This window comes from Microbacterium sp. 05T445, from assembly GCF_056395865.1.
Window position 1 is genome coordinate 552,485 of the sequence record NZ_JBFTKJ010000002.1, and the last position, 24,545, is coordinate 577,029.

Here is a 24,545-nt window from a genome sequence, read left to right on the forward strand (position 1 = left end):
TCCCACCGGCTGAGCGCGCCCGCGCCTACGGTGGCAGACGCCGCCCGGCACATGCTGGCGACGCAGAGCCAGGAGTTCTGGGGCGGACGCTGGGCGCTCGCCGCCCGCACGCGTGGCCGCACCAGTGTGCGCGACGTCGACGCCGCGTACGACCGCGGCGAGATCGTGCGCACCTGGACGCAGCGCGGCACGATCCATACGATCCCCACCGCCGACCTCGCGTGGGTGCTCTCGCTCACCGCCGAACGGCAGCGCAAGCAGGCGGCTGCCGTCCACAGGCGCGAGGGCATCGACGCGGACGAGGTCGACCGCGCCGAACGCCTGGCCCGCGCCGCGCTCAAGGGCGGCAACCGCCTCACCCGCAAAGAGCTGTTCGAGGTGTGGGAGCAGGGCGGCGTGTCCACGGCGAAGCAGCGCGGCTACCACCTGCTCGTCTCACTGTCGCTGCGAGCTGTGGTGTGCCAGGGGCCGGTGGTGCCCCGGGCGAGCGGGCCCACGCGCGAGCAGTTCATCGTGCTGACCGACGAATGGATCACGGATGCCGCGACCCCGGCCGATCCGCTCGCCGAGTTCTTCGTGCGCTACATCGCCTCGCACGGTCCCGCCGGCGCCCGCGACTTCGCGTGGTGGACCAGCCTCCCGCTGGGGGTCGCCCGCAGCGCCGCGGAGGCGGCATCCGATCGGCTCACGGCCGTCGCCGACGAGCCGGAGACGCAGTACGTCGTCGCGTCGGGCGCGCCGCGGCGCACTCCGAAGGCGCCCGAGGTGGTGGCGCTGCCGCCGTTCGAGGAGTACTACCTGTCGTACGTCGACCGCACCGTGCCGTGCGCGCCGGAGTTCCTGAGCGCGATCGGCCCGAGCATGAACGGCATCGTGCGGCCCATCCTGGTGGCGCGGGGCGAGGCCGTCGGCGTCTGGACGCACTCGCTCGCGGTCGGCCGCCACGCCGACGCCCCGGTGCCGGAGCTGTTCACCCCGGGTGCGGCGACGGATGCCGAGATCGCCGCCGCCCTCGACCGCTACCGCGACTTCATCACCGCTTAGGCCGGGTCATCCCCGGCCGCCCAGCGACCGGTGCTGTGCCGAGATGAGGGGATGCGCCCGGGTGCGGAGGCTGCCGCGCGATTCGCTCCGCCGTTCGGCGCATCTCCGCATTCCGGCTCGCCCGTGCGGATCGCCGCCGCCCTCGACCGCTACCGCGACTTCATCACCGCTTAGGCCGGGTCATCCCCGGCCGCCCAGCGACCCGTGCTGTGCCGAGATGAGGGGATGCGCCCGGGTGCGGAGGCTGCCGCGCGATTCGCTCCGCCGTTCGGCGCATCTCCGCATTCCGGCTCGCCCGTGCGGCCCGGCGCTCGCGCGTCAGGCATGGCGGTCGAGGAAGTCGTACACCTCGTTGTCGTCGACGCCCGGGAACGCGCCGCGGGGGAGCGGCGAGAACATCTGCATGTGCACGCGCGCGCTCGGCCACGCCTTGCCCGACCAGCGGTCGGCGACATCGGAGGCCGCGCGCCGGCAGCAGGACTCGTCGGGGCAGGTCGAGGTGGCGCGCTTCTGCGTCTCGCGCCCGCGGAACCAGCGCGCGTCGTCGAACGGCACGCCGACGGTGATCGAGAACTCGCCGGCCGACGTCGTGCCGGTCTGCGTCGAGCACCAGTACGTGCCGGCCGGGGTATCGGTGTACTGGTAGTGCTCGGTGGTGCGGTTCTGCTCCGAGAACGCCGCGCGCGCCAGGAACTTTCGGCACGCGATCTGGCCGTCGACGGCGCCGGTCACGTCCATCGGCAGCGGCAGGTCGTCGTTCTCGTAGACGCGGGTGATGGCGCCCGAGCCGTCGACGCGCAGGAAGTGCAGCGGGATGTCGAGGTGCTTGGTCGCGAGGTTGGTCAGCCGCATGCCGGCCGCCTCGTGGGTCACGCCGAACGCGTCGCGGAAGTCCTCGACCGCGAGGTTGCGGTCCTTCTTCGCCTGCGCCAGGAATGCCACCGACGCGGTCTCGGGCATGAGGCAGCACGCCGCGTAGTAGTTGATCTCGAGCCGCTGCTGCAGGAAGTCGGCGTAATCTGTGGGCTGCTTGTGGCCGAGCAGGCGATGCGCCATCGCCTGCAGTGCCATCGACCGCAGACCGTGGCCGCCGGGGATGGACGCCGGCGGCAGGTAGATGCGGCCGTGCTCGAGGTCGGTCACCGACCGGGTCGAGTGGGGCAGGTCGTTGACGTAGATGAGCTCGAAGCCGAGCTTCTCGGCCATGATGCTCACGGTGCGGTGCGTGAGCGCGCCCGACACGTGCCCCGCCGACTTCAGCTGCTTCTCGGCGAGCTTCTCGATCTCGGGCAGGTAGTTGTCGAGCTCGCGCATCTTCAGCCGCAGCTCGGTGTTGGCGCGGCGGGCCTCCTCAGGCGTCGCGATCGCCTCGCGCTCGCGGCGCTGCAGCTCGCGGTGCAGGCCCAGGATCGATTCGAGCGTCTCGTCGGTCATACCCTTCGACACCTTGACCGGGACCACCCCGAGCTGGCGGAACACCGAGCTCGACTGGGCCCGCTCGAGCTCGATCTCCAGCGCCGCCCGGCGGTTCGGCGGCTCGGCCGACAGCAGGTCGCCCACGTCGACGCCGGTGGTCGAGGCGATCGCCTGCAGCAGCGACAGCTTGGGCTCGCGCTTGCCGTTCTCGATGAGGCTCAGCTGGCTTCCGGCGACGCCGACGAGCGCGCCGAGCTCGTCCAGCGTGTATCCGTGGGCGAGGCGCTGATGACGGATGCGGTGGCCCAGGGTCGACAGTTCGAGAGCGGTAGGCGGCATTCCTTGATGCTAGCGAAAGAATTGCAACTCTTGACACCAGATTTCGCCGGAAGACGCACGCAAAGGCGGGGAAAGTAGAGGAAGAGCACGAATCTGCATCGTCGAAACCACTCCGACGGTCGAATCAACGAGGAGCGACACCATGGCCCTTGCCGATATCTTCACCCGAACCGAAGGCTCCACCTCCGCCCGTCCCGCCGTCGTCGGCACCACCCGGACGTATGGCGAGCTGCCCACTGTTCAGGGTGAGGGCATGGCCGCCCTGCGTGAATGGGTCGACGAGATCGCGGCGCTCACCCAGCCCGCCCGCATCCACTGGGTCGACGGCTCGCGCGCCGAGAATGAGGCGCTGCTGCGAGAGATGGTCGACGAGGGCAAGCTCATCAAGCTCAACCCCGAGTGGCGCCCGGGCTCCTACCTCGCCCGCTCGCACCCGAGCGACGTCGCCCGCACCGAGGCGCGCACGTTCATCGCTTCGGAGCGCGAGGAGGATGCCGGCCCCACGAACAACTGGGCGAACCCGGCCGAGATCCGCGCGACCATCACGCCGCTGTTCGAGGGCTCCATGAAGGGCCGCACGATGTACGTCGTGCCGTTCTCGATGGGTCCGGTCGGCGGCCCGCTGTCGCACATCGGCGTCCAGGTCACCGACAGCGCCTACGCCGTCACGTCGATCGAGATCATGACGCGCGTCGGCACCGACGTGCTCCGCGAGATCGCCGGTGGTGCGCCGTGGGTCAAGACCGTGCACTCGGTCGGTGCCCCGCTTCAGCCGGGAGAGCAGGATGTCGCCTGGCCGTGCAACGACGAGAAGTACATCGTGCACTTCCCCGAGACGCTCGAGGTCTGGTCGTTCGGTTCGGGCTACGGCGGCAACGCGATCCTCGCGAAGAAGTGCTTCGCGCTGCGCATCGCCTCGGTCATCGGCCGCGACGAGGGCTGGCTCGCCGAGCACATGCTGCTCATCCGCGTCATCGACCCGGCCGGCCGCGCCTACCACGTGGCCGCGGCGTTCCCGTCGGCGTGCGGCAAGACGAACCTCGCGATGCTGCGCCCGACGATCCCCGGCTGGCGCGTCGAGACGCTCGGCGACGACATCGCGTGGCTGCGTCCGGGCGAGGACGGGCGCCTGTGGGCGATCAACCCCGAGGCCGGCTTCTTCGGCGTCGCCCCCGGCACCGGCGAGTCGACCAACGTCACCGCGGTCGAGACGCTGTGGGGCAACACCATCTTCACGAACGTCGCGCTGCGTCCCGACGGGGACGTGTGGTGGGAGGGCCTGACCGACGAGGCTCCGGCGGAGCTCATCGACTGGGAGGGCAAGCCCTGGACTCCGGCATCCGGTCGTCCTGCCGCGCACCCCAACTCGCGCTTCACCGTCGCCGCCGCGCAGTGCCCGCAGATCGCCGACGACTGGGACGCCCCGCAGGGCGTGCCGCTGGATGCGATCCTGTTCGGCGGTCGCCGCGCGACCAACGTGCCGCTGGTCGTGGAGGCCACCGACTGGACCCACGGTGTCTTCATGGGCTCGAACGTGTCGTCCGAGCGCACCGCGGCCGCCGAGGGCACCGTCGGGGAGCTGCGCCGCGACCCGTTCGCGATGCTCCCGTTCTGCGGCTACAACATGGCCGACTACTTCGGCCACTGGCTCAAGGTCGGGCAGAAGCTGCGCTTCGACCGGGCGCCGCGCGTGTTCCAGGTGAACTGGTTCCGCAAGGGCGCAGACGGCCGGTTCCTGTGGCCGGGCTTCGGCGACAACTCGCGCGTGATCGACTGGATCATCCGTCGCATCGAGGGCGAGGTCGGCGCCGTCGACAGTCCGATCGGCCGCCTGCCGATCACCTCGGACCTCGACCTGGACGGCATCGAGGTGTCGCAGGCCGACCTCGACGAGCTGTTCGCCGTCGACCCGCAGCTGTGGCTGCAGGAGGCTGACCTCACGGAGGAGTTCTACCGCACCTTCGAGGGGCGCGTCCCCGCTCCGCTGTGGGCCGAGCTCGCCGCGCTGCGGTACCGCCTGCAGCGCGCCTGAGACCCCGGCACCAAGGGGAGGGGATGCCCCGGCCACACCTGTGCGGTGGCCGGGGCATCCTTCGTCAAAGGCTCGCGATGAACGATGGTATCGTTACCATCAACCACCATCCTTCGTGAGGAGACGAGCCCATGTACGACCCGTTCCCGACGACCCCGCTGCCGGCAGGAGCCACCATCCAGACGGGCCAGGAGGTGTTCCGCGAGCTGCGCAGCCGCGCCGAGCTGCGTGCCGGCGCTCCCGCGATCGTCATCGACGTGTATCCCGGCGCCGACCTCGGCCGCCTCGCGGCGCAGGCCGGGGAGGCGCTGACCGGCTACGAGCTGATCGACGTGGAGGACGCGGCGCTGCCGGCGAGCGTCCGCGAGGAGCGCTTCGCCGACACCCTCACCGACGACCGCGTGCTGGGGGTCATGTCGCACGCGACCATCGACCAGCTCTACGACGCCGCCGCGGTCCAGACGCTCCGGGACCGCATCGCCAAGCGGACGGGCCCGGTGGTCGTGCTCGGCTGGGGAGCCGGGTGGGTGTGGCCGGATGCCGATGTGCTCGCCGTCGCAGGACTCGCCCGTTGGGAGATCCAGCAGCGGTATCGCGCCGGGATGCCGAACTGGCACGTCGACAACGCCGACGAGGACGTGCTGCGCAAGTTCAAGCGCGGCTATTTCCTGGAGTGGCGCATCGCCGACCGCCTCAAGACGCAACTGCTTCCGGCGGCCGACGCCGTCATCGACGTCGACGACCCCGCCGAGCCCAAGCTGCTCGACGGCGCGGTCTTCCGCGAGGCGCTGGCCGGGCTCGCCCAGCGCCCGTTCCGGCTCGTGCCGTACTTCGACCCCGGCGTGTGGGGCGGGCAGTGGATGAAGGAGACGCTGGGTCTGGACCGCCCCGAGTCGAACCTCGCGTGGTCGTTCGACGGCGTGCCCGAGGAGAACAGCCTGCTGCTGACCGACGGCGCCCACGTCTTCCAGTTCCCGGCGATGGACCTCACCAAGATGCAGCCGCGGGAGCTCCTCGGTGAGCGGACGTTCTCGCGGTTCGGCGCGGAGTTCCCGATCCGCTTCGACTTCCTCGACACGATGGGCGGCGGCAACCTGTCGCTGCAGGTGCACCCGCTGGCGGAGTACATCCGCGACCGGTTCGGCATGCCGTACACCCAGGATGAGAGCTACTACCTGCTCGACGCCGACGACGACGCGGTCGTGTATCTGGGCCTCAAGGAGGGCATCGACCAGGACGCGATGGCCCGCGACCTGCGCGCCGCGCAGAACGGCGGCGGGCCCTTCCCGGCCGAGGAGTACGTCAACGTGTTCCCCGCCCGGAAGCACGACCACTTCTCGATCCCCGCCGGCACGGTGCACTGCTCGGGCGCGAACTCGATGGTGCTCGAGATCTCGGCGACGCCCTACATCTTCACGTTCAAGATGTGGGACTGGGGGCGCGTGGGCCTGGACGGCGTCCCTCGCCCGATCCATCTCGACCACGCGCTGGCAAATGTCCAGTGGGAGCGCGACACCGACTGGGTCGCGGCGAACCTCATCGGGCCGCCGGACGCGATCGCCTCGGGCGAGGGCTGGCGCGAGGAGCGCACGGGCCTTCACGAGCTGGAGTTCCTGGAGGTGCGCCGCCACTGGTTCTCCGGGCCCGTCGCGCACGACACCCGCGGAACGGTCAACATGCTGAACCTCGTCGCCGGTGAGGCGGCCGTCGTGGAGTCGCCGACCGGCGCCTTCGACCCGTTCGTCGTGCACTACGCCGAGACGTTCGTGATCCCCGCCGCGGTGGGGCCTTACACGATCCGCCCGCACGAGTCCGCGACCGGCGCCGAGCTGGCGACGGTCAAGGCGTACGTGCGTGGGACCGAACGCGGGTGACGGGTTCGCTCGGCGGACCCGTCAGGCGAGAGGATGAGTGCGTGCATGGTGTGATCGAGATCGGTGGAACCCACGTGACGACGGGGCTCGTCGACCCCGGCGGACAGACCCACGGGCTGACCCGCCGGCCGCTCGACCCCCATGCGTCCGCCGACGAGCTGCTGGGCGTGTTCGCCCACGATGCGGCGACGACGGATGCCTCCTCCTCTCGCTGGGTCGTCGCGATCCCCGGTCCGTTCGACTACGCGCGAGGGATCGGCGAGTTCCACGGCGTCGGCAAGTTCACGTCGCTGGATGGCGTGGACGTGCGCGCCGGGCTGCTCGAGCGCCTTCCGGCCGTCGACGAGCTCGCGTTCGTGAACGACGCCGACGCGTATGGCGTCGGGGAGTGGGACGCCCGCGGGCGTCCCGCCGGCCGCGCGCTGTACATCGCGCTGGGCACCGGCATCGGCTCGTGCTTCATCGACGACGGCAGGCCGGTCGCCGACAGCCCCGGCATCCCCGAGGGCGGCCGGCTGCACCTGCTGCAGTGGCAGGGGCGTCCCATCGAGGAGACGGTGTCGCGCCGCGCGATCCGCGCGCGGTTCACGCAGGCGTCCGGTGAGGACCTCGACGTGCGCGAGATCGCCGAGCGCATGCGGGCCGGCGACCCCGTCGCGACCACCGTGCTTCATGAGGCGTTCTCGGCCCTCGGCGAGGCCGTCGCGCCGGTCGTCGAGGCGTTCGGCGCGAGCGAACTGGTCGTGGGCGGCTCGATGGCGAAGTCGTGGGACCTCATCGAGCCCGCACTCGCCGAGGGCCTCCGCCGCGGCGGAGCCGACGGCATCCGTCTCGCGGTCGCCTGCGGCGGTGAGGAGGCTCCGCTGGTCGGAGCGCTGCTGGCGGCCCGATGAGCGAACGGTCCGCACCGCGCATCGGCGACGTCGCCCGGGTGGCCGGCGTCAGCCCGATGACGGTGTCGCGCACCCTCGCGGGGACGGGCACCGTGGCGCCGGCGACGCAGGAGCGCGTGTGGGCCGCGGTGCGCGAACTCGGCTACCACCGCAACGAGAACGCCCGCAGCCTGCGCCCGGGACAGCCGTCGGGCCTCATCGGCGTCGCGGTGACGAACTTCGCCAACCCCTACTACGGCAGCCTCGCGGTCGGCGTCGAAGAGCTCGTGGCGGCGCAGGGCAAGCGCATCCTGCTCGCGAGCACGGGGGAGGACCCCTCCCGCGAGGAGCAGGTGATCGCCGATTTCGCCGGCCGCCAGGTCGACGGCATCGTGCTCGTGCCGTCGACCGACGCCGCCGAGGCGGTCCGGGTGACCGCGGCCTCCGGCATCCCGCTCGTCCTCGCGTCCCGCGGAGCGCCCGATTCCGACGTCGACTCCGTGGTGCTCGACGACGGCGGGGGAGCGCAGCGTGCAACGGAGATGCTGCTGGCGGCCGGGCATACGCGCATCGCATTCCTCGGCAACCAGGCGTCGGTGTGGACCGGGCGCCGCAGGCTCGAGGGATTCCTCGCCGCCCACGAGGCGGCGGGCGTCACGGTCGACGACGCTCTGGTGCGACAGGGGCAGCAGGCGAGCGCCGACGTGCACGCCGTGGTGCGGTCGCTTCTGGCGCTCCCCGACCCGCCGACCGCCTACTTCGCCGCGAACAACCGCAACACCGTGGGGCTGCTGCAGGAGCTCGCCTCCTCGGGAGGGGGACGGATGCCGCAGATCGCGGCCTTCGACGCCCTCGAGCTGCAGGAGCTCCTCCCCGTCGACCTCACTGTCGTCACCCACGATCCGGCTGCCCTCGGGCGCGCAGCGGCCGAGCTGCTGCTGGCGCGGCTGGGCGATCCGGACCGCCCGACGCGACGTGTCGAGGTGCCGGTCGGGGTGCAGCGCGTACGTCGCGCCCCGGCTCCGTGATGCGGGTCATCGTGCCGTCGCCGAATCACGGAAACAACCCTCACATCAAGACATCAGACGTTTAAGATGGTGAAAGTGGCCGAGTCGGCCTCGTGATGCCTATTCCACGCGAATCGCGATCCCTGCCTTGATGAAGGAAAGACGAAGATGTCGGAGCACTGGACGTTGCACACCCGCCTGCGCCTCGGTTGCGGCCCGGGCTACGAGGCCGCCCACCGCGCCATTCCCGCCGATGTCGACGCCGCGATGCGGGACGCCGGGTGCGAGGACTGGGTCATCCGCCGGCGCGGCGAGATCCTCACGCATGCGGTGACCGCGCGTTCGCGCAGCGAGATGGAGGCCGCGCTGCACGACGACCCGGCGAACCGCGCGTGGCAGGCCGAGATCGGCGCCTACCTGTCGACGATCCCCGTCGCCCCGCACGAGACCGAGGGGCGCGACCCGGGAGTCTTCGTGTGGAGCTTCGACAGCCCCACCCGCTGAACGCCGGCGCCCGGGCCCCGGGCGCCGGCGAGCGGCATCCTCAGACCAGCAGCTGGTGCTTGGCGAGGTCGCGATACAGCGGCGTGGTCTGCACGAGCTCGGAGTGCGTGCCCTGACCGACGACGCGGCCGTGGTCCATCACCACGATGTGGTCGCTGTCGACGACGGTCGACAGGCGGTGCGCGATCACGATGAGCGTGCGTCCGGCGGCGACGGCGTCGATCGCCTCGCGCATGCGCTGCTCGTTGAGGCCGTCCAGCGACGACGTCGACTCGTCCAGCAGCAGGATCGGGGGAGCGGCCAGCAGCGCCCGCGCGATCGCCAGGCGCTGGCGCTCGCCGCCCGAGAGCATCACGCCGGACTCGCCGACCGGCGCGTCGACCCCGAGCGGGTTGCGGTCGAGCACCTCGCCGAGGTTGACGGCGCGCAGCACGGCTTCGCAGTCGGCATCCGATGCCTCGGGCGAGGCCAGTCGCAGGTTGTCGCCGATCGTCCCCGCCAGGGTGGGGGCGTCCTGCTCGACGTAGCCGAGCTGCGCGCGCAGTGCGTCGCGGTCGAGGCCGCGCACGTCGGCGCCGTCCAGGAGGATCGCGCCGCCGGTGGGGTCGTAGAAGCGCTCGATGAGCGCGAGCGTCGTGCTCTTGCCGGCCCCGGAAGGGCCGACCAGGGCCACGCGGGCGCCCCGCGGCACCGAGAACGACACGCCCCGCAGCACGTCGCCGTCGGCGGAGGCGGATGCGGCGGCATCCGCATGCCCGTCGGTGGCGACCTCGGTGGTCATGCTCCCGCCCTCGAGGGTCAGGGTCGACGTGTCGACGTGGGCGCTCTCGAGCACCGCGAGCGCCTCCGACTCGGCCCTGCGACGGGCCTCGACGACGTTCTCGGGGTAGCGGAAGCGTACGTCGCGGAACTCGATGGCGGCGGCGGGCGTCGAAGGCGCGACCTCGGCGGTGCTCACGCGGGCGGCGATCTCGGCGTCGTCCTGCGCCTCGGTGGGAAGGTCCAGCACCTCCTGGATGCGTCCGAGCGCGCCGAGTGCCTGGCTCACCGACGTGATCGCGCCGAAGAACGAGCCCAGCGGGGCGATCAGCATGAACAGGAACATGATGAAGGTGACCAGGCTCGCGATCGTCAGCGCGCCGGTCGCGACGCGGAAGCCGCCCAGCCCGATGACCACCAGCAGCGACACCTGCAGCGCGATGCCGGCGATCGGCACGACGAGCGCCGACACCTTGGCGATGCGCACCCCCACGGTGTAGGCATCCGTCGCCTTCGCCGTGACTTCGTCGATCTCGCGGCCGGTGGCGCCCGAGGCGCGCACCGTGCGGATCGACCCCACCGCGCGCTCCACGCCCGACGCGAGGGCGCCCACCTTCTCCTGCTGCTCGGTCGAGGCGGTGCGGATGCGGCCGCTGAGCGCCACGACCCCCACCACCGAGATCCCGATCACGAGCACGATGATCGCCAGCAGCACCGGGTCGATGATCGCCATCGCGATCAGCGCGCCGGCGAACAGCAGCGCGTTGCCGATCGAGTCGGCCAGGCCCTGGGTGAGCGCCGCGTAGAGGAGGGTGGTGTCGCTGCCGACGCGTGAGACGAGGTCGCCGGTGCGGCGCGCGTCGAACTCGCTGATCGGCAGGTGGAGGATGCGGGAGATCAGGCGTCGCCGGCTGGAGTACACGACGGCGGTGCCGGTGCGCTGCAGCAGGTAGTGCTGCCAGCCCGAGATGACGGACGCAAGGATGACGAAGGCGACCAGCGCCCACACCAGCAGGCCCAGGTCGAGGTTGTCCTGCACGCGCGTGATGACCTGGCCGACCAGCAGCGGCTGGACGAGCGAGGCGCCGGCGCTCAGGATGCTGAGCACCACCACGACCGCGAGGGTGCGCTTGTGCTCGAACAGGTAGGGCAGCAGCTGCCCGAACGTCGCGCGGGGGCCCTCCTCCTGCTTGCCGCGTCGGGAGCGGAGGCCGCGGCCGCGCGCCGTGGAGCGCGCCGGGGCGGCGGGGGCGGGGGCTTCGTCGAGTTCGGCGGAGGGCATGGGTGTACCTCGTTCGTGAAGGGGGCTTACCTTCGACCGTACTTCTTGTGGACGGCCTGTCTGCTCACGCCCAGGGCGCTCGCGATCGCCTGCCACGAGAAGCCGAGGTTGCGGGCCTTGCGCACCTGCACCTCTTCGGCGCGGGCGAGCTCGCGCCGGACGTCGGCGAGGCGGTGCAGCTCGGCGAGCGGCTCGCGCTCGCCGGCGGCGCCGATCAGGGTGGTCAGCTCGTCACCGCTCATCGCCCGCCCTCTCGTGTCAGGACGGATGCCGCAGGCTGCGGCATCCGATTTGTCAACCGTAGTTGACGTGGCGAGGGCTGTCAACATCAGTTGACGACCCGTCGCGTGCCGACCTGTGAACGGTGTCCGAGCGGAGCGCTAGTGTGGTCCGGTGCCCGCCCCCGTGATCACCGCTGAGAACCTCGTCAAGGCCTACAAGGTCAAGGGCAAGCCGGACTTCGTCGCTGTCGACGGCCTCTCGTTCGAGGTCGCGCCGGGCGAGTCGTTCGGTCTGCTCGGCCCGAACGGCGCCGGGAAGTCGACCACGATGAAGATGGTCGGCGCGGTGTCGACCCGCACCGGCGGAGAGCTGTCGATCCTGGGCCTCGATCCCGACCGCTACGGACCGGAGATCCGCTCGCGCCTGGGCGTCGTGCCGCAGCAGGACAACCTCGACGGCGAGCTCAACGCGCGCGAGAACCTCTACATCTACGGCCGGTACTTCGGCCTGCCCGCCAAGGTGTGCCACGAGAAGGCCGACGAGCTGCTCGCGTTCGCCGCCCTCGAAGACAAGGCCAAGAGCAAGGTCGACCAGCTCTCGGGCGGCATGAAGCGCCGCCTCACGATCGCGCGCGGCCTCATCAACGACCCCCGCATCCTGCTGCTCGACGAGCCGACCACCGGCCTCGACCCGCAGGCCCGGCACGTGCTGTGGGACCGCCTGTTCCGGCTCAAGGAGCGTGGCACGACGCTCGTGCTGACGACGCACTACATGGACGAGGCCGAGCAGCTGTGCGACCGGCTCGTCGTCGTCGACAAGGGCCGCATCATGGCCGAGGGAACGCCGGCCACCCTCATCCGCGAGCACTCCAGCCGCGAGGTGCTCGAGGTGCGCTTCGGGTCCGACCGCAACGAGCAGGTCGCACCGCAGCTCGAGGGCATCGGCGACCGTGTCGAGGTGCTGCCCGACCGTATCCTCGTCTACGCGCACAACGGCGAGGAGGCGCTCGAAGCCGTCACGCACCGCGGGCTCGAGCCGATCACGTCCCTCGTGCGCCGCTCGAGCCTGGAGGACGTCTTCCTTCGGCTGACCGGAAGGTCGCTGATCGAATGACCCTCCCTCCCGAAGACGACGCGTCGGCGGGCCTGCGCGACGGGTCGCGAATGCCCCAGCCCGGCCCACCCGTCGGCTCGCCGGCATCCGCGACGCTCTCGCAGCCCTCGCTCGACGAGCTGCGCGCCGAGGCGATGCAATGGGGTCGCAAACCCCGCGCGTTCGGCACCTGGTACGTCACCGAGCACATGGTGCGTGCGATGCGCGCCTACGGCTGGACGATCTTCGTCGGTGCCCTCGGCCAGCCGATCCTCTACCTGCTGGGCCTCGCGGTGGGCCTGGCCGCGCTCATCGACGCGCCGATCACGCAGAACGGGGTCGAGGTGTCGTACCTCGTGTTCGTGGCCCCGGCGCTGCTCATGACCGCCGCGATCTCGGTCGCGTCGGAGGAGTTCTCGTACCCGGTCATCGCCGGCTTCAAGTGGCGGCGCTACTTCTTCGGATTCAGCGCGTCGGCGCTGTCGCCCGGCCAGATCGCGGGCGGCGTGGTCGCGGGGGCATCCGCGCGCATCTCGTTCGTCGTCGTGGCGTACTACCTGTTCCTGTGGCTGTTCCAGGCGGTGCCCGACCCGGCGACGGGGTGGCTCACGATCCCGATCGGGCTGCTCGCGGGTCTCGCGTTCGGCGCGCCGTACATGGCGTACTCCGCGTCGATCAAGGACGACAAAGGTCAGGTCGCGCTGGTGCAGCGCTTCATCTTCATGCCGATGTTCCTGTTCTCGGGGACGTTCTACCCGCTGGCGACGCTGCCGCTGTGGCTGCAGTGGATCGGCTGGGTCTCGCCGCTGTGGCACGCGACCGAACTCGGGCGCATCGTCACGTACGGGCTGCCCGTCGAGCCGTTCGCGGTCGTGGTGCACGTGGGCTACCTGCTCGCACTGACGGTGGGTGGGTACCTCTTCGCCCGACGGATCTTCCAGAGGAGGCTCGGCGAATGAGCGTCGCAACCGGAGCCACGACCGCGACCCCGCGCGCCGGTGGCGTGCGGGCGCTGTGGGCCGGCAATCCGCAGTCCGTCGTGCAGCGCGGCCTCATCGCCGCGCGCTCGTCGAGCTGGGCCGTCGTGCTGTCGGGCTTCTTCGAGCCCGTCTTCTACCTGGCCTCGATGGGCATCGGCCTCGGCGCCCTCATCGGTGACGTGCAGACCTCCAGCGGCGTCGAGGTGCCGTACGCCGCCTTCATCGCGCCCGCATTGCTGGCGGTGTCGGCGATGAACGGTGCGATCTACGACTCGACGTGGAACGTGTTCTTCAAGCTCAACTACGGCAAGCTCTACGAGGGGATGCTGGCGACCTCGCTCGGTCCGCTCGATGTCGCGCTGGGCGAGATCCTCTACGCCCTCCTGCGCGGTCTGCTCTACGCGACCGGGTTCATGATCATCATGCAGTTGCTCGGGCTCAACCTGGCGTGGACCGCGATCCTTGCCCTTCCTGCAGTGCTGCTCATCGCCTTCGGCTTCGCGAGCCTCGGCATGGCGGTCACCAGCTACATGAAGACGTTCCAGCAGATGGACTGGATCAACTTCGTGTTGCTGCCGATGTTCCTCTTCTCGGCGACGCTGTACCCGATCACCGTCTACCCCGAGTGGATCCAGCACATCATCATGGCGTTCCCCCTCTGGCACGGTGTCGAGCTCGTGCGCGGTCTCACCACCGGCATCCTCACCCCCGACATGTGGTGGCACGTCGTCTACTACCTCGTCATGATCGCGGTGGGTCTCGTCTTCACCACGAAGCGGCTGAGGGCGCTCTTCCTCGACTGACAATACGTACCCTTGTGGGTACGTACCCATACGGGTACGCTTTGCTGCATGAGCATCGTGTTCCACGCCCTCTCCGACCCGCACCGGCGCGCGATCGTCGAGCGGCTGGCGGAAGGCCCCGCGACGGTCACCGACATCGCGGAGCTGATCCCCGTCGCCCGCCCGGGCGTGTCTCGACACCTGCGGGTGCTGCGCGAGGCCGGGCTGGTGTCGGTGTCCAGCAGCGGACAGTTCCGGCACTACCGTCTCGACCCTGCCCCACTGGCCGAGCTGGACACGTGGCTCGGTCGCTACCGGGAGCTCTGGACGCATCGCCTCGATGCTCTGCACACCGAGGTCGAACGCGGCCGCCGCACGGCAGCCGACGCCCGAACGAACGAGGAGGAAGCATGCGCGCACACGAGATCATCGGATCCACCGCGACCGACGGCGGCGTCGGAGTCGTCGTGGTGAGCAGCGTCTACCCGGTGCCGCCCGCCGAGCTGTGGCAGGCGATCACCTCCATCGATCGGCTGCGGAACTGGTTCGGTGAGCTGGAACCCGACGGCGACCGCTCCTACCGCGCAGCCCTCACGACGGGGTGGAGCGGCGAGCTCGTCGTCGTCGCGTGCGAGCCGCCGCGGCAGCTGCGCGCCGAGCTCGGCGACGCGGAGGCCACCACGACGGTGACCGCGACGCTCGAACCGGTGCCCGGCGGCACGCGCCTTGTCATCGAGGAACGCGGCCTCGACGTCGAGGGGCTCGTCGACTACGTCGCCGGCTGGCATGCCCAGTGCGACCAGCTGACGGCGCTGCTCACGGGCGCCGACGCGGTCGACTGGCGGCCCCGCTGGGAGGAGCTGCGCACGCAGTATCGGGCCGCCGCCGAGCGTCCGAGGCGCGTGGCCGCCGGTCCCGAGCACTCTCCGGCCCGCGCCGAGCGGATCGAATGAGAGACGGGGATGCCTCGCACCGTCGGTGCGAGGCATCCCTGTCCCATTCCGGATCAGAGCGAGCCGGTCGCCCCCACGCCCAGATCGGCGTCGTAGTCGACGTCCTTCGTCTCGGGCGACAGGATCAGCGCGATGAAGGTGAGCACGCTCATCGCCGACAGGTAGATGCCTACAAGCCACGGGCTGCCGTCGGCCGCGGCCCACAGCGCGACCGCGACGATCGGGGCGAGCGCCGCGCCGAGGATCGACGACACGTTGTACGAGATCGCCGAGCCGGAGTACCGCACGTTCGTCGGGAACAGCTCGGGCAGGATCGCGCCCATCGGTCCGAACGTCAGGCCCATCAGCATGAACCCGAAGACCAGGAACGCCTGCACGAGGGCTCCGGTGAACTTCGGGTCGGCCTGCGGGAGCAGGAAGAAGTTGAACGTCAGGCCGAACACGACGATGAGGCCCGTCACCCACAGCAGCAGGCGGCGTCGGCCGATCGCATCGGCGATCGGGCCCGACAGCAGCGTGAACACGCCGAAGAACACCACGCCGAAGATCTGCATCAGCACGAAGTCGGTGTAGCCGAACCCGAGGCCCGGGTAGAACTGCGCGGCGAACGCGGTCGCGTCGAACGGCTTGCCTGCGGCGTCGGCCGCCGCCTGCGCCGCGGCCGACGCGGTCTCGAGATCGCCCGCCTTCGTGCCGTACGACAGCGTGAAGTTCGTCATCAGGTAGAACAGCACATACGTCGCCAGCATGATGAACGTGCCGAGGATGAGGTGCCACCAGTGGTGGCGCAGGACGGTGGCGAGTGGGAACTTGCGGATCGCCCCCTTCTTCTCGGCCTTGACGAACGTCTCGGACTCGACCAGGCGCAGCCGCACCCACAGGCCGATGATCACCATGACGGCCGAGAACAGGAACGGCACGCGCCAGCCCCACGCCAGGAAGTCGGCAGAACGCTGCGCGGCACCTTCGGGGTGGGGGAGCAGGAAGTTGATCGCGAGGAAGATCGAGTTCGCGATGATGAAGCCCAGCGGTGCGCCCAGCTGCGGGAAGGTGCCGTACCAGGCGCGCTTGCCCTTCGGGGCGTTCTCGGTGGCCACCAGTGCGGCGCCCGACCACTCGCCGCCGAGGGCGAAGCCCTGAGCGAGGCGGAGGATCAGCAGCAGCAGGGCGGCCCACCACCCGATGTCGTTGTACGTCGGGAGGCATCCGATGAGGAACGTCGCGATGCCCATCGTGAGCAGCGACGCGACGAGGGTGGCCTTGCGGCCGAACCGGTCGCCGAAGTGGCCGAAGACGATCGCGCCGAGGGGGCGTGCGATCATCGCCGCGCCGAAGACGCCGAACGAGGCCAGCAGGGCCGTCGTGTCATCGCCGGTGGGGAAGAAGAGGACGGGGAACACGAGCACCGCGGCCGTGGCGTACACGTAGAAGTCGTAGAACTCGATCGTGGTGCCGACGAGGCTCGCGGTGATGACGCGGGAACGGGGATTGACGGGGGCCGCCGGGATGGCGGTGGACGTGGTGGGGGAGGTCATAGTCACCTGGGGCATGCGCGGGACGGAGCATCCGGATGGGATGCGGCGGTGGGCGTCCGCACGGCGCAGGGTGACGCGTCAGGCGGCACTGCACTGGATCACCGTGAGTGCGGGCGGTGTCACCCGGCACGAGGATCGAGTCTACTCCCGGCTCGCAGGTCCGGCTCCGAGACGACGAAGCGGATGCCGCGGCCTCGGCCGCGGCATCCGCTTCGTTCGCTCGTGGAATCAGCGCCAGAGCACGGCGATGCCGGCATTGACGAGGGTCAGCACGCCGATCGACCAGAAGATGCCGCCGGGGACCGACCCGGTCTTGCGCTGGCGGGCCGAACCGATGCCGATGAGAGCGCCGATCGCGACCAGGATCACGAGCTTGGTGCCGAGCTTGGCGTAGTTCAGCGAGTAGTCGATGCCCCACGGAGCGGCCAGGATCAGCCCGGCGGCACCGGCGATCGCGAGGCCCCAGTTCATGAGAGGCGTGACACGGTGCTTGCCGCCCACCGCCTCCACGACCCAGGCGCCGAACAGGATCGCGAAGCCGACCAGGTGGATGAGCACGACGACATGCCGGAGGATTTCCATGAGCGCCACGCTAGGACCAACCGGCGCGTCGCGCCAGATAGGCACACCTCACCCGCCGCCGCGGGCGGCCGTTCAGCCGCGCAGGTCGCGGATCACCAGGGCCGTGCGGATGGCGGCATCCGCGGCCTCGAACCCCTTGTCCTCCTGCGAGCCGGGCAGACCCGCGCGGGCGATGCCCTGGGCCTCGTCGTCGAGCGTCAGCACGCCGAAGCCGACGGGCTTGCCGGCGTCGAGGGCGACCCGCGTCAGGCCGTCGGTCGCCGCGTTCGAGACGAACTCGAAGTGGGGCGTGCCGCCGCGGATGATGACGCCCAGCGCCACCACCGCGTCGGCGCCGGCATCCAGCGCCGCCTTCGCGACGACCGGCAGCTCGAACGAACCCGGCACGCGCACCAGACGTCCCGAGGCGCCGTAGGCGTCGATGGCGCGCTGGGCGCCGGCGATGAGGCCGTCGGTGATGACCTCGTGCCAGGTCCCGGCGATGACGACCACGTCGAGGCCCGTCGCGTCGACGGTGCCGGTGGTCTGGGGTGCGCCCTTGCCGCTCAACGCTCTGCTCCTTCGTGCATCTGGGCCAGTGCGTCGGCCAGGTCTTCCTCGGCGATCAGGTGGCCCATGCGGTCGCGCTTGGTCTCGAGGTACTGGTGGTTGTTCGGGCCGACGCCGACCAGCAGCGGCACCTGCTCGACGATCTCGAGCCCGAGCTCGCGCAGCTGCTTGACCTTGTCGGAGTTGTTCGTCAGCAGACGGACCTTCTCGACGCCGAGGTCGGCGAGGATGCCGGCGGCTGCGGCGTAGTCGCGTGCGTCGGCGGGAAGGCCCAGCGCCAGGTTGGCGTCGACGGTGTCGAGCCCGCGCTCCTGCAGCGAGTACGCCCGGAGCTTGTTGATGAGCCCGATGCCGCGGCCTTCGTGACCGCGCATGTAGATGACGACGCCACTGTCCTGCTCGATCGCGTCCAGCGCCGCCTCCAGCTGGGGGCCGCACTCGCACTTGAGCGAGCCGAACGCCTCACCGGTGAGGCACTCCGAGTGCACGCGCACCAGCGGCGCCTCCGAGAGCTCGCCCGAGACGACCGCGATGTGGTCGGTGCCGGTGACGCGGTCCTTGTACGCGAGGAAGCGGAACGCGCCGTGCGAGGTCGGCACGTGGGCCTCGGCGCGCAGGCTCACCCGACGACGGTGGCCGCTGCGGATCTCGGGGTCGCAGGGGACGTTCTCGTCGAGATAGGCGGTGAGCTGCTCGATGGTGATGACCGGGATGCCGTACTCGGCGCCGAGCTCCTGCAGACCGGGCAGGCGCATCATGCTGCCGTCCTCGGCGACGACCTCGCCGATCACGCCGACCGGCGCGAGCTCGGCGAGCTTCATCAGCTCGACGGCGGCCTCGGTGTGCCCGGCGCGCTCGCGGACGCCGCCGTCGACGGCGCGCAGCGGCAGGATGTGGCCAGGGCGGATGACGCTCGTGGGCACGGACGCGGGGTCGGCGAGCACGTTGAGGGTGTGGGCGCGATCGGTCGCGCTGATGCCGGTCGAGACGCGGTCGGCCGCGTCCACGCTCACCGTGTAGGCGGTGCCACGGGAGTCCTCGTTGTTCTCGACCATGGGCGGCAGGTCGAGGCGGTCGGCCCAATCGGCGGGCATCGGCGCGCACAGGAAGCCGCTCGTCCAGCGGACGGTCCAGGCGACCCACTCGGGGGTGGCGAGCTGGGCCGACAGGATGACGTCGCCCTCGTTCTCGCGATTCTCATCGTCGGCGACGATGACGGGCCGTCCGGCGCGCAGCGCCTCGATGGCCTCGGGGATCGTGGCAAGGCTCATTCGGAGCCTCCTTCCGTCGGTGCGGACGGGTCCGCGGGGAGTTCGGGGGACGACGCCGGTGCGACCGCAGGGGCCGTGGGCGTCGTGAAAGAGAGCAGGCGCTGTACGTGGCGCGCCAGGATGTCGGTCTCGAGGTTGACGCGGTCTCCCGGCCGGCGGGAGCCGAGGGTCGTGGCAGTGAGCGTCTCGGGGATGAGCGACACCTCGAACCAGCCGTCTCCGGGGCCCGCGGGGCTCGCGGCGCTCACGGTGAGCGAGACGCCGTCGACGGCGATCGAGCCCTTGTCGACGACGAGCGGTGCCAGGGCCGCGGGTACCGAGATGCGCAGCACCTGCCACTGCGCGCCGGGGCGAACCTCGAGCACCTCGCCGGTGCCGTCGATGTGGCCCTGCACGATGTGGCCGCCCAGGCGCCCGTGCGCGGCCGTGGCCCGCTCCAGGTTCACGGCGCGGCCGGCGGCGACGCCCTCGAGGGTCGACATGTCCAGCGTCTGCTTCATGACGTCGGCGGTGAACCAGTCCGCGCCGCGGTCGACGACCGTCAGGCACACGCCGCTGACCGAGATGGAGTCGCCGTGCGCGGCATCCGACACCGCCTTCGGACCTTGCACCGTGACCCGCACGCCGTCTCCCGACGGATCGACCGCGGTGACCTCGCCCACTTCTTCGACGATTCCGGTGAACATCACTCGTCTCCTTCCGAGGACGGGGAGTCCGCGCGCTCGGGCGCGGGGTGGGCGACGTACAGCACGTCGTCGCCGAGGGGGAGGACGGATGCCACGGCCAGACGGCGTGCGTCGGAGATCGTGGTCACGCCGATGTCGCGCAGGGCCAGCCGGTCGCCGCCGAGCAGCACAGGTGCGACGTACACGAGGAGCTCGTCGGCGAGCCCTTCGCGCAGGAACGAGGCGGCGACGGCGGGACCGCCCTCGACGAACACGCGCTGCACGCCGCGGGTGCGCAGGTCTTCGAGCATCGCGGGCAGGTCGCCGGCGTACTGCAGGAACGCGTGCGGGTGGCGGCGCAGCGCGGCGTCCTCCGGCACCGCGCGGGCGCCGACGACGACGGGTACGGGCTGGTGGGGGAGCAGCGACCCGTCGGCGGCGCGTGCCGTGAGCGCCGGGTCGTCGGCGAGCACCGTGCCGGTGCCGGCGACGATGGCGTCGGCCAGCGCCCGACGCCGGTGCACGTCGGCCCGGGCGGCAGGACCGGTGATCCACTGGCTGGTGCCGTCGGATGCCGCGGCCCGCCCGTCGAGGCTCTGCGCCCATTTGACGGTGACGTGCGGGCGCCCGAGTCGCTGCACGGTGAGCCACGAGTCCAGCAGCGCCTGAGCCTCCTCGGCGAGGAGCCCCTGCTCCACGTCGACCCCGGCCGCGCGCAGGCGGGCGCCGCCGCCGGAGGAGTGATCGCCGGGATCGGCGATGGCGTACACGACGCGCGTCACGCCGGCTGCGATGAGCGCTTCGGAGCACGGCCCGGTGCGTCCGGTGTGGTTGCAGGGCTCGAGCGTGACGACGGCGGTCGCGCCCGAGGCCGCCCCGGGGGCGAGCTTCGACAGTGCGTCGACCTCGGCGTGAGGAGTCCCGGCGCCGTCATGCCAGCCCTCGGCCAGCACCTCGCCGGCGGGCGAGAGCAGCACGGCGCCGACCTGCGGATTCACGCCGCGCGGGCCGCGCAGGGCGAGCTGCAGCGCCAGACGCATCGCGTCCTGTTCGACTGTGCTCGCCATCCTGGTCCTCGTGTCGTCGGTCTCGACGCTCCGGGGCAGGGGAAGCGGCGGCGCACGCGACGCCGCTCGTGCTGCCTCCCATCCGGACTAGCGACGGATTCCCGTCGCATCACCGTCGGTTCCGGAATCACACCGGATCGGCCGCGGCGGCATCCGAATCGGATGCTGATGCCTTGGCTCGCGGACTGTCACCGCCGGTTCGGATTCTCACCGACCCCGGAGCACGTTGATGCTCTCGAGTGTAGTCAACGCGGCATCCGCCCATTCATTCCATGTCTCCGAATGAACCGTGCGCTCCGGCCGGACCTGGCGCGGCGCGGCCCGATGTCCGCGCGTCGTCGTAGCCTGAGAGGGGATGGTGAGGCGATGAGCACGGCGGGCACGACACCGGGATTCGGCGACCTGGCGGCACGTCCGTACGCCGACGTCCTCATCATCGGAGGCGGGATCAACGGCCTGGCGACGTTCCGCGACCTGGCGCTGCAGGGCGTCGACGTCGCGCTCGTCGAGCGATCCGACTTCGTCGGCGGCGCCTCGGCGGCCTCGTCGCACATGATCCACGGCGGGATCCGCTACCTCGAGAACGGCGAGTTCCGCCTCGTCCACGAGGCGGTGACCGAGCGCAACGGCCTGCTGCAGATCGCGCCGCACTACGTGCGCCCGCTGCAGACCACCATCCCGATCTTCTCCACGTTCTCGGGCGTGCTCACCGCTCCGCTGCGATTCCTGCGGCACGGCGCCGGCCGACACCGCGAACGCGGCGCCGCGCTCATCAAGATCGGCCTCGTGATCTACGACTCGTTCTCCCGCGGCGGCGGGCTGTTCGGGCGCGGCACGGTCCCACGGCACACCTTCGACGGCCGCCGGCGCTCGCTCGCGCAGCTGCCCGACCTCACCCCCGACGTGAAGTACACCGCCACCTACTGGGACGCCTCGCTCCACGATCCGGAGCGGCTCGCGCTCGACGTGCTGCGCGACGGCCGTGCAGCCGGCGGTGACCGCGCCCGCGCCGCGAACTACACCGCGGCGGTCGGCGTGAAGGAGGGCCGCGTCGTGCTGCGGGATGCCGAGACCGGCGCCGAGACGCCGTTCACGGCATCCGTCGTCATCAACGCGTCGGGCCCCTGGACGGACCTCACCAACCTCGCCCTCGGCGATCCGACCCGCTACATGGGCGGCACCAAGGGGTCGCACGTCGTGCTCGACCACCCCGAGCTGCTGGCGGCCACCGGCGGCCGCGAACTGTTCTTCGAGAACGCCGACGGCCGCATCGTGCTGATCTACCCGCTCAAGGGGCGCGTCCTGGTGGGCACCACCGACCTCGAGCACGACATGGCGGATCCGGTGGTGTGCACCGAGGCGGAGGTCGACTACTTCATCGACCTGATCGGCCAGGTGCTGCCGCACGTCGTCGTCGACCGCGCGCGGATCGTCCACCGGTTCGCGGGTGTGCGGCCGCTCCCCGGCCACGGCGACCTCTCGCCAGGGTTCGTCTCCCGCGACTACCGCATCGAGTCCGCGCCGCTCGTCGGCGCCGACACCACCGTCCTCTCCCTCGTCGGGGGCAAGTGGACCACCTTCCGCGCATCGGCGGAGCACCTCGCAGATCGCGCGCTGGCGCTCCTGGCCCGGCCGCGCCGCGGCTCCACGAAGGGTGTGCCGATCGGCGGCGGTCGCGGATACCCGACGACCGAGCGCGCCCGGCAGCAGTGGATCGCGGCGCATCCGGGTGTCCCTGCGGCACGGGCGGCCACGCTCCTCGATCGCTACGGCACCGTCGCCGGCGACGTCATCGACGCGATCGCCGCCGACCCCGACGACGCGCCGCTCGCGCACGCCCCTGACTACAGCACGGCGGAGCTGCGCCACCTCGCGACGACCGAGTCGGTGGTGCACCTCGACGACCTCCTGCTGCGCCGCACGTCGCTCGCCTTCCTGGGCGAGGCGACGCCGGAGGCGGCGCGTGAGGTCGCCGACGCGGTCGCGCCGGTGCTCGGATGGGATGCCGCGCGCACGGCGCTGGAGACCGATCGCGGCCTCGAGCGCGTGCACGCCGCCGACCCGACGTGGGCCGCCACGTCGGCGCGATAGCCTGACCGCACGCGGCGGCGGGACCGCCGACGAGGGGCGCTCCCCTCGAAGGAAGGAGACGAGGTTGTCCGAACACGTGCTGGCCATCGACCAGGGCACGACCTCCACGCGTGCGATCGTCTTCGACGCCGACGGCGGCGTGGTCGCCGTCTCGCAGCGCGAGCACGAGCAGATCTTCCCCCGGGCCGGCTGGGTCGAGCACGACCCGGTGGAGATCTGGACGAACACCGAATGGGTGATCGCCTCGTGCCTGACGCGCGCCGGGATCGGTGCGGCCGACGTCGCGGCGATCGGCGTGACCAACCAGCGCGAGACCGCGATCGTGTGGGAGAAGCGCACCGGCCGGCCCGTGCACAACGCCCTCGTCTGGCAGGACACGCGCACCCAGCCGCGTATCGACGCCTTGAGCGCGGAGCTCGGCGCCGACCGCTTCGCCGACGCGACCGGCCTGCCGCTGGCGACTTACTTCTCGGCGTCGAAGGTCGCGTGGATCCTCGAGAACGTCCCGGGCGCACGCGCCGCGGCCGAGTCGGGCGAGCTGCTGTTCGGGACCCCCGACACCTGGGTGGCGTGGAACCTCACCGGCGGGTCGCGGGGCGGCATCCACGTCACCGACGTCACCAATGCGTCACGCACGCTGCTGATGGATCTGCGCACGCTGGACTGGTCGGAGGACCTGCTTGCCGTGTGGGGGATCCCGCGGGCGATGATGCCCGAGATCCGCTCGTCGTCCGAGGTCGTCGGACACTCGCAGTTGCCCGCGGTGCTCGACGGCGTCCCGATCGCCGGCATCCTCGGCGACCAGCAGGCCGCTACCTTCGGGCAGGCCGCGTTCGACGCGGGGGAGTCCAAGAACACCTACGGCACCGGCAACTTCCTGCTGGTCAACACCGGCACCGACATCGTCCGCTCCGGCAGCGGCCTGATCACGACGGTCGGCTATCGCATCGACGGCGAGCCCGCCCACTACGCCCTGGAGGGCTCGATCGCGGTGACCGGGTCGCTGGTGCAGTGGCTGCGCGACAACCTCGGCATCATCCAGCGCTCGGAAGACGTCGAGACCCTGGCCGCGAGCGTCGACGACAACGGCGGCGCGTACTTCGTGCCCGCCTTCTCGGGACTTTTCGCCCCCTACTGGCGGCCCGATGCGCGCGGCGCGCTGGTGGGGCTCACGCGATACGTCAACAAGGCGCACATCGCCCGCGCGGCGCTGGAATCGACGGCGTTCCAGACCCGCGACGTCATCGATGCCGTCGTCGCCGACACCGGACGCACGCTCGACGAGCTGCGGGTGGACGGCGGCATGACGCGCGACGACCTGCTCATGCAGTTCCAGGCCGACATCCTCGGCATCCCGGTCGTGCGCCCGAAGGTGGTCGAGACGACGGCGCTCGGCGCCGCGTATGCCGCCGGGCTCGCCACCGGGGTGTGGCGCGACCTGGACGAGCTGCGCGCGCACTGGCGGGAGGACGTGCGGTTCGAGCCGCGGATGCCGCAGGACGAGCGGGAGCGCCGCTACCGGCAGTGGCGCAAGGCCGTGTCGAAGTCCCTCGACTGGGTCGACGACGACGCCCGGGTGCTGATGGGCACGACCGGCTGAGCCCGCGAGCGGTCGACACCTCCGCGC

22 protein-coding genes and 1 riboswitch are annotated in these 24,545 nt (G+C 71.1%); of the genes, 13 read left to right on the forward strand and 9 right to left on the reverse strand.

Going from position 1 to position 24,545, the window contains the following annotated elements:
* The first annotated feature begins 30 nt into the window (after positions 1–30).
* Entirely contained in the window at positions 31–1,044 is a 1,014-nt protein-coding gene (locus AC1DDU_RS12070; protein WP_477434400.1) for a winged helix DNA-binding domain-containing protein, read from the forward strand.
* A 318-nt stretch (positions 1,045–1,362) separates the two neighbouring features.
* Here the strand turns inward: AC1DDU_RS12070 and AC1DDU_RS12075 are convergent, their stop codons facing one another.
* Positions 1,363–2,799, reverse strand: coding sequence for a helix-turn-helix domain-containing protein (locus tag AC1DDU_RS12075; RefSeq protein WP_477434401.1), 1,437 nt, complete (start codon positions 2,797–2,799; stop codon positions 1,363–1,365).
* A 142-nt stretch (positions 2,800–2,941) separates the two neighbouring features.
* Between AC1DDU_RS12075 and AC1DDU_RS12080 the strand changes: the two genes are divergently transcribed.
* The 5 genes from AC1DDU_RS12080 (at position 2,942) to AC1DDU_RS12100 (ending at position 9,088) form a co-directional block, all read left to right on the forward strand.
* Complete coding sequence (locus AC1DDU_RS12080) at positions 2,942–4,831, forward strand: phosphoenolpyruvate carboxykinase (GTP) (RefSeq protein ID WP_477434403.1); 1,890 nt, start codon at positions 2,942–2,944, stop codon at positions 4,829–4,831.
* A gap of 131 nt (positions 4,832–4,962) precedes the next feature.
* Positions 4,963–6,705 carry a class I mannose-6-phosphate isomerase gene (locus AC1DDU_RS12085; protein WP_477434405.1) on the forward strand — a complete coding sequence of 581 codons (1,743 nt, stop codon included), beginning with the start codon at positions 4,963–4,965 and terminating at the stop codon, positions 6,703–6,705.
* A 41-nt stretch (positions 6,706–6,746) separates the two neighbouring features.
* Positions 6,747–7,598 (forward strand): ROK family protein, encoded by an 852-nt coding sequence (locus tag AC1DDU_RS12090; protein WP_477434407.1) that lies wholly within the window; start codon positions 6,747–6,749, stop codon positions 7,596–7,598.
* The gene (locus tag AC1DDU_RS12095; protein ID WP_477434409.1) at positions 7,595–8,605 is read left to right on the forward strand and encodes a LacI family DNA-binding transcriptional regulator; all 1,011 of its coding nucleotides are present in this window, start codon (positions 7,595–7,597) and stop codon (positions 8,603–8,605) included. The genes AC1DDU_RS12090 and AC1DDU_RS12095 overlap by 4 nt, the downstream gene beginning before the upstream one ends.
* 147 nt (positions 8,606–8,752) lie before the next feature.
* Positions 8,753–9,088, forward strand: a complete 336-nt coding sequence (locus AC1DDU_RS12100; protein WP_477434411.1) for an L-rhamnose mutarotase — start codon at positions 8,753–8,755, stop codon at positions 9,086–9,088.
* 40 nt (positions 9,089–9,128) lie between these two features.
* Here the strand turns inward: AC1DDU_RS12100 and AC1DDU_RS12105 are convergent, their stop codons facing one another.
* Positions 9,129–11,129, reverse strand: coding sequence for an ABC transporter ATP-binding protein (locus AC1DDU_RS12105; RefSeq protein WP_477434413.1), 2,001 nt, complete (start codon positions 11,127–11,129; stop codon positions 9,129–9,131).
* A 26-nt stretch (positions 11,130–11,155) separates the two neighbouring features.
* On the reverse strand, positions 11,156–11,371 hold the full coding sequence (locus AC1DDU_RS12110) for an AsnC family protein (RefSeq protein WP_477434415.1): 216 nt from the start codon (positions 11,369–11,371) through the stop codon (positions 11,156–11,158).
* Positions 11,372–11,522: 151 nt separating this feature from the next.
* Between AC1DDU_RS12110 and AC1DDU_RS12115 the strand changes: the two genes are divergently transcribed.
* Genes AC1DDU_RS12115 through AC1DDU_RS12135 form a run of 5 tightly spaced genes read left to right on the forward strand, consistent with a single transcriptional unit; the run spans position 11,523 to position 15,158 of the window.
* Entirely contained in the window at positions 11,523–12,464 is a 942-nt protein-coding gene (locus tag AC1DDU_RS12115) for an ABC transporter ATP-binding protein (protein ID WP_477434417.1), read from the forward strand.
* Positions 12,465–12,514: 50 nt separating this feature from the next.
* Positions 12,515–13,402: an ABC transporter permease gene (locus AC1DDU_RS12120; RefSeq protein ID WP_477436805.1), complete on the forward strand. Its 888-nt coding sequence runs from the start codon at positions 12,515–12,517 to the stop codon at positions 13,400–13,402.
* Positions 13,399–14,226: an ABC transporter permease gene (locus AC1DDU_RS12125; RefSeq protein WP_477434419.1), complete on the forward strand. Its 828-nt coding sequence runs from the start codon at positions 13,399–13,401 to the stop codon at positions 14,224–14,226. Before AC1DDU_RS12120 ends, AC1DDU_RS12125 begins: the two co-directional genes overlap by 4 nt.
* A gap of 48 nt (positions 14,227–14,274) precedes the next feature.
* Entirely contained in the window at positions 14,275–14,679 is a 405-nt protein-coding gene (locus AC1DDU_RS12130; protein ID WP_477434421.1) for an ArsR/SmtB family transcription factor, read from the forward strand.
* A complete protein-coding gene (locus AC1DDU_RS12135; protein ID WP_477434423.1) occupies positions 14,616–15,158 on the forward strand; it encodes an SRPBCC domain-containing protein in 543 nt (180 codons plus the stop codon). The genes AC1DDU_RS12130 and AC1DDU_RS12135 overlap by 64 nt, the downstream gene beginning before the upstream one ends.
* A gap of 53 nt (positions 15,159–15,211) precedes the next feature.
* Here the strand turns inward: AC1DDU_RS12135 and AC1DDU_RS12140 are convergent, their stop codons facing one another.
* From AC1DDU_RS12140 to ribD, 6 genes are all read right to left on the reverse strand, one after another.
* Positions 15,212–16,708 carry an MFS transporter gene (locus tag AC1DDU_RS12140; protein ID WP_477434425.1) on the reverse strand — a complete coding sequence of 499 codons (1,497 nt, stop codon included), beginning with the start codon at positions 16,706–16,708 and terminating at the stop codon, positions 15,212–15,214.
* A 213-nt stretch (positions 16,709–16,921) separates the two neighbouring features.
* On the reverse strand, positions 16,922–17,275 hold the full coding sequence (locus AC1DDU_RS12145) for a Fe-S protein (RefSeq protein ID WP_477434427.1): 354 nt from the start codon (positions 17,273–17,275) through the stop codon (positions 16,922–16,924).
* A gap of 72 nt (positions 17,276–17,347) precedes the next feature.
* Entirely contained in the window at positions 17,348–17,824 is a 477-nt protein-coding gene (gene ribH, locus AC1DDU_RS12150) for a 6,7-dimethyl-8-ribityllumazine synthase (protein WP_477434429.1), read from the reverse strand.
* Positions 17,821–19,095 carry a GTP cyclohydrolase II gene (gene ribA, locus AC1DDU_RS12155; RefSeq protein WP_477434431.1) on the reverse strand — a complete coding sequence of 425 codons (1,275 nt, stop codon included), beginning with the start codon at positions 19,093–19,095 and terminating at the stop codon, positions 17,821–17,823. Before ribA ends, ribH begins: the two co-directional genes overlap by 4 nt.
* On the reverse strand, positions 19,092–19,781 hold the full coding sequence (locus AC1DDU_RS12160) for a riboflavin synthase (protein WP_477434433.1): 690 nt from the start codon (positions 19,779–19,781) through the stop codon (positions 19,092–19,094). The genes ribA and AC1DDU_RS12160 overlap by 4 nt, the downstream gene beginning before the upstream one ends.
* The gene (gene ribD, locus AC1DDU_RS12165; protein WP_477434435.1) at positions 19,781–20,827 is read right to left on the reverse strand and encodes a bifunctional diaminohydroxyphosphoribosylaminopyrimidine deaminase/5-amino-6-(5-phosphoribosylamino)uracil reductase RibD; all 1,047 of its coding nucleotides are present in this window, start codon (positions 20,825–20,827) and stop codon (positions 19,781–19,783) included. Before ribD ends, AC1DDU_RS12160 begins: the two co-directional genes overlap by 1 nt.
* 65 nt (positions 20,828–20,892) lie before the next feature.
* A riboswitch (FMN riboswitch) is annotated at positions 20,893–21,055 on the reverse strand.
* A gap of 138 nt (positions 21,056–21,193) precedes the next feature.
* Here ribD and AC1DDU_RS12170 point away from each other — a divergent pair.
* Positions 21,194–22,918, forward strand: coding sequence for a glycerol-3-phosphate dehydrogenase/oxidase (locus tag AC1DDU_RS12170; protein ID WP_477434437.1), 1,725 nt, complete (start codon positions 21,194–21,196; stop codon positions 22,916–22,918).
* A gap of 64 nt (positions 22,919–22,982) precedes the next feature.
* Positions 22,983–24,518: a glycerol kinase GlpK gene (gene glpK, locus AC1DDU_RS12175; RefSeq protein ID WP_477434439.1), complete on the forward strand. Its 1,536-nt coding sequence runs from the start codon at positions 22,983–22,985 to the stop codon at positions 24,516–24,518.
* Positions 24,519–24,545: the final 27 nt, after the last annotated feature.

Coding starts and splice junctions, on each gene's coding strand:
- AC1DDU_RS12075 (WP_477434401.1), bottom strand. CDS start 2,799: ATGCCGCCTACCGCTCTCGAACTGTCGACCCTGGGCCACCGCATCCGT.
- AC1DDU_RS12080 (WP_477434403.1), top strand. CDS start 2,942: ATGGCCCTTGCCGATATCTTCACCCGAACCGAAGGCTCCACCTCCGCC.
- AC1DDU_RS12085 (WP_477434405.1), top strand. CDS start 4,963: ATGTACGACCCGTTCCCGACGACCCCGCTGCCGGCAGGAGCCACCATC.
- AC1DDU_RS12095 (WP_477434409.1), top strand. CDS start 7,595: ATGAGCGAACGGTCCGCACCGCGCATCGGCGACGTCGCCCGGGTGGCC.
- AC1DDU_RS12100 (WP_477434411.1), top strand. CDS start 8,753: ATGTCGGAGCACTGGACGTTGCACACCCGCCTGCGCCTCGGTTGCGGC.
- AC1DDU_RS12105 (WP_477434413.1), bottom strand. CDS start 11,129: ATGCCCTCCGCCGAACTCGACGAAGCCCCCGCCCCCGCCGCCCCGGCG.
- AC1DDU_RS12110 (WP_477434415.1), bottom strand. CDS start 11,371: ATGAGCGGTGACGAGCTGACCACCCTGATCGGCGCCGCCGGCGAGCGC.
- AC1DDU_RS12120 (WP_477436805.1), top strand. CDS start 12,515: ATGCCCCAGCCCGGCCCACCCGTCGGCTCGCCGGCATCCGCGACGCTC.
- AC1DDU_RS12125 (WP_477434419.1), top strand. CDS start 13,399: ATGAGCGTCGCAACCGGAGCCACGACCGCGACCCCGCGCGCCGGTGGC.
- AC1DDU_RS12130 (WP_477434421.1), top strand. CDS start 14,275: ATGAGCATCGTGTTCCACGCCCTCTCCGACCCGCACCGGCGCGCGATC.
- AC1DDU_RS12135 (WP_477434423.1), top strand. CDS start 14,616: ATGCGCGCACACGAGATCATCGGATCCACCGCGACCGACGGCGGCGTC.
- AC1DDU_RS12140 (WP_477434425.1), bottom strand. CDS start 16,708: ATGCCCCAGGTGACTATGACCTCCCCCACCACGTCCACCGCCATCCCG.
- AC1DDU_RS12145 (WP_477434427.1), bottom strand. CDS start 17,275: ATGGAAATCCTCCGGCATGTCGTCGTGCTCATCCACCTGGTCGGCTTC.
- ribA (WP_477434431.1), bottom strand. CDS start 19,095: ATGAGCCTTGCCACGATCCCCGAGGCCATCGAGGCGCTGCGCGCCGGA.
- AC1DDU_RS12160 (WP_477434433.1), bottom strand. CDS start 19,781: ATGTTCACCGGAATCGTCGAAGAAGTGGGCGAGGTCACCGCGGTCGAT.
- ribD (WP_477434435.1), bottom strand. CDS start 20,827: ATGGCGAGCACAGTCGAACAGGACGCGATGCGTCTGGCGCTGCAGCTC.
- AC1DDU_RS12170 (WP_477434437.1), top strand. CDS start 21,194: ATGAGCACGGCGGGCACGACACCGGGATTCGGCGACCTGGCGGCACGT.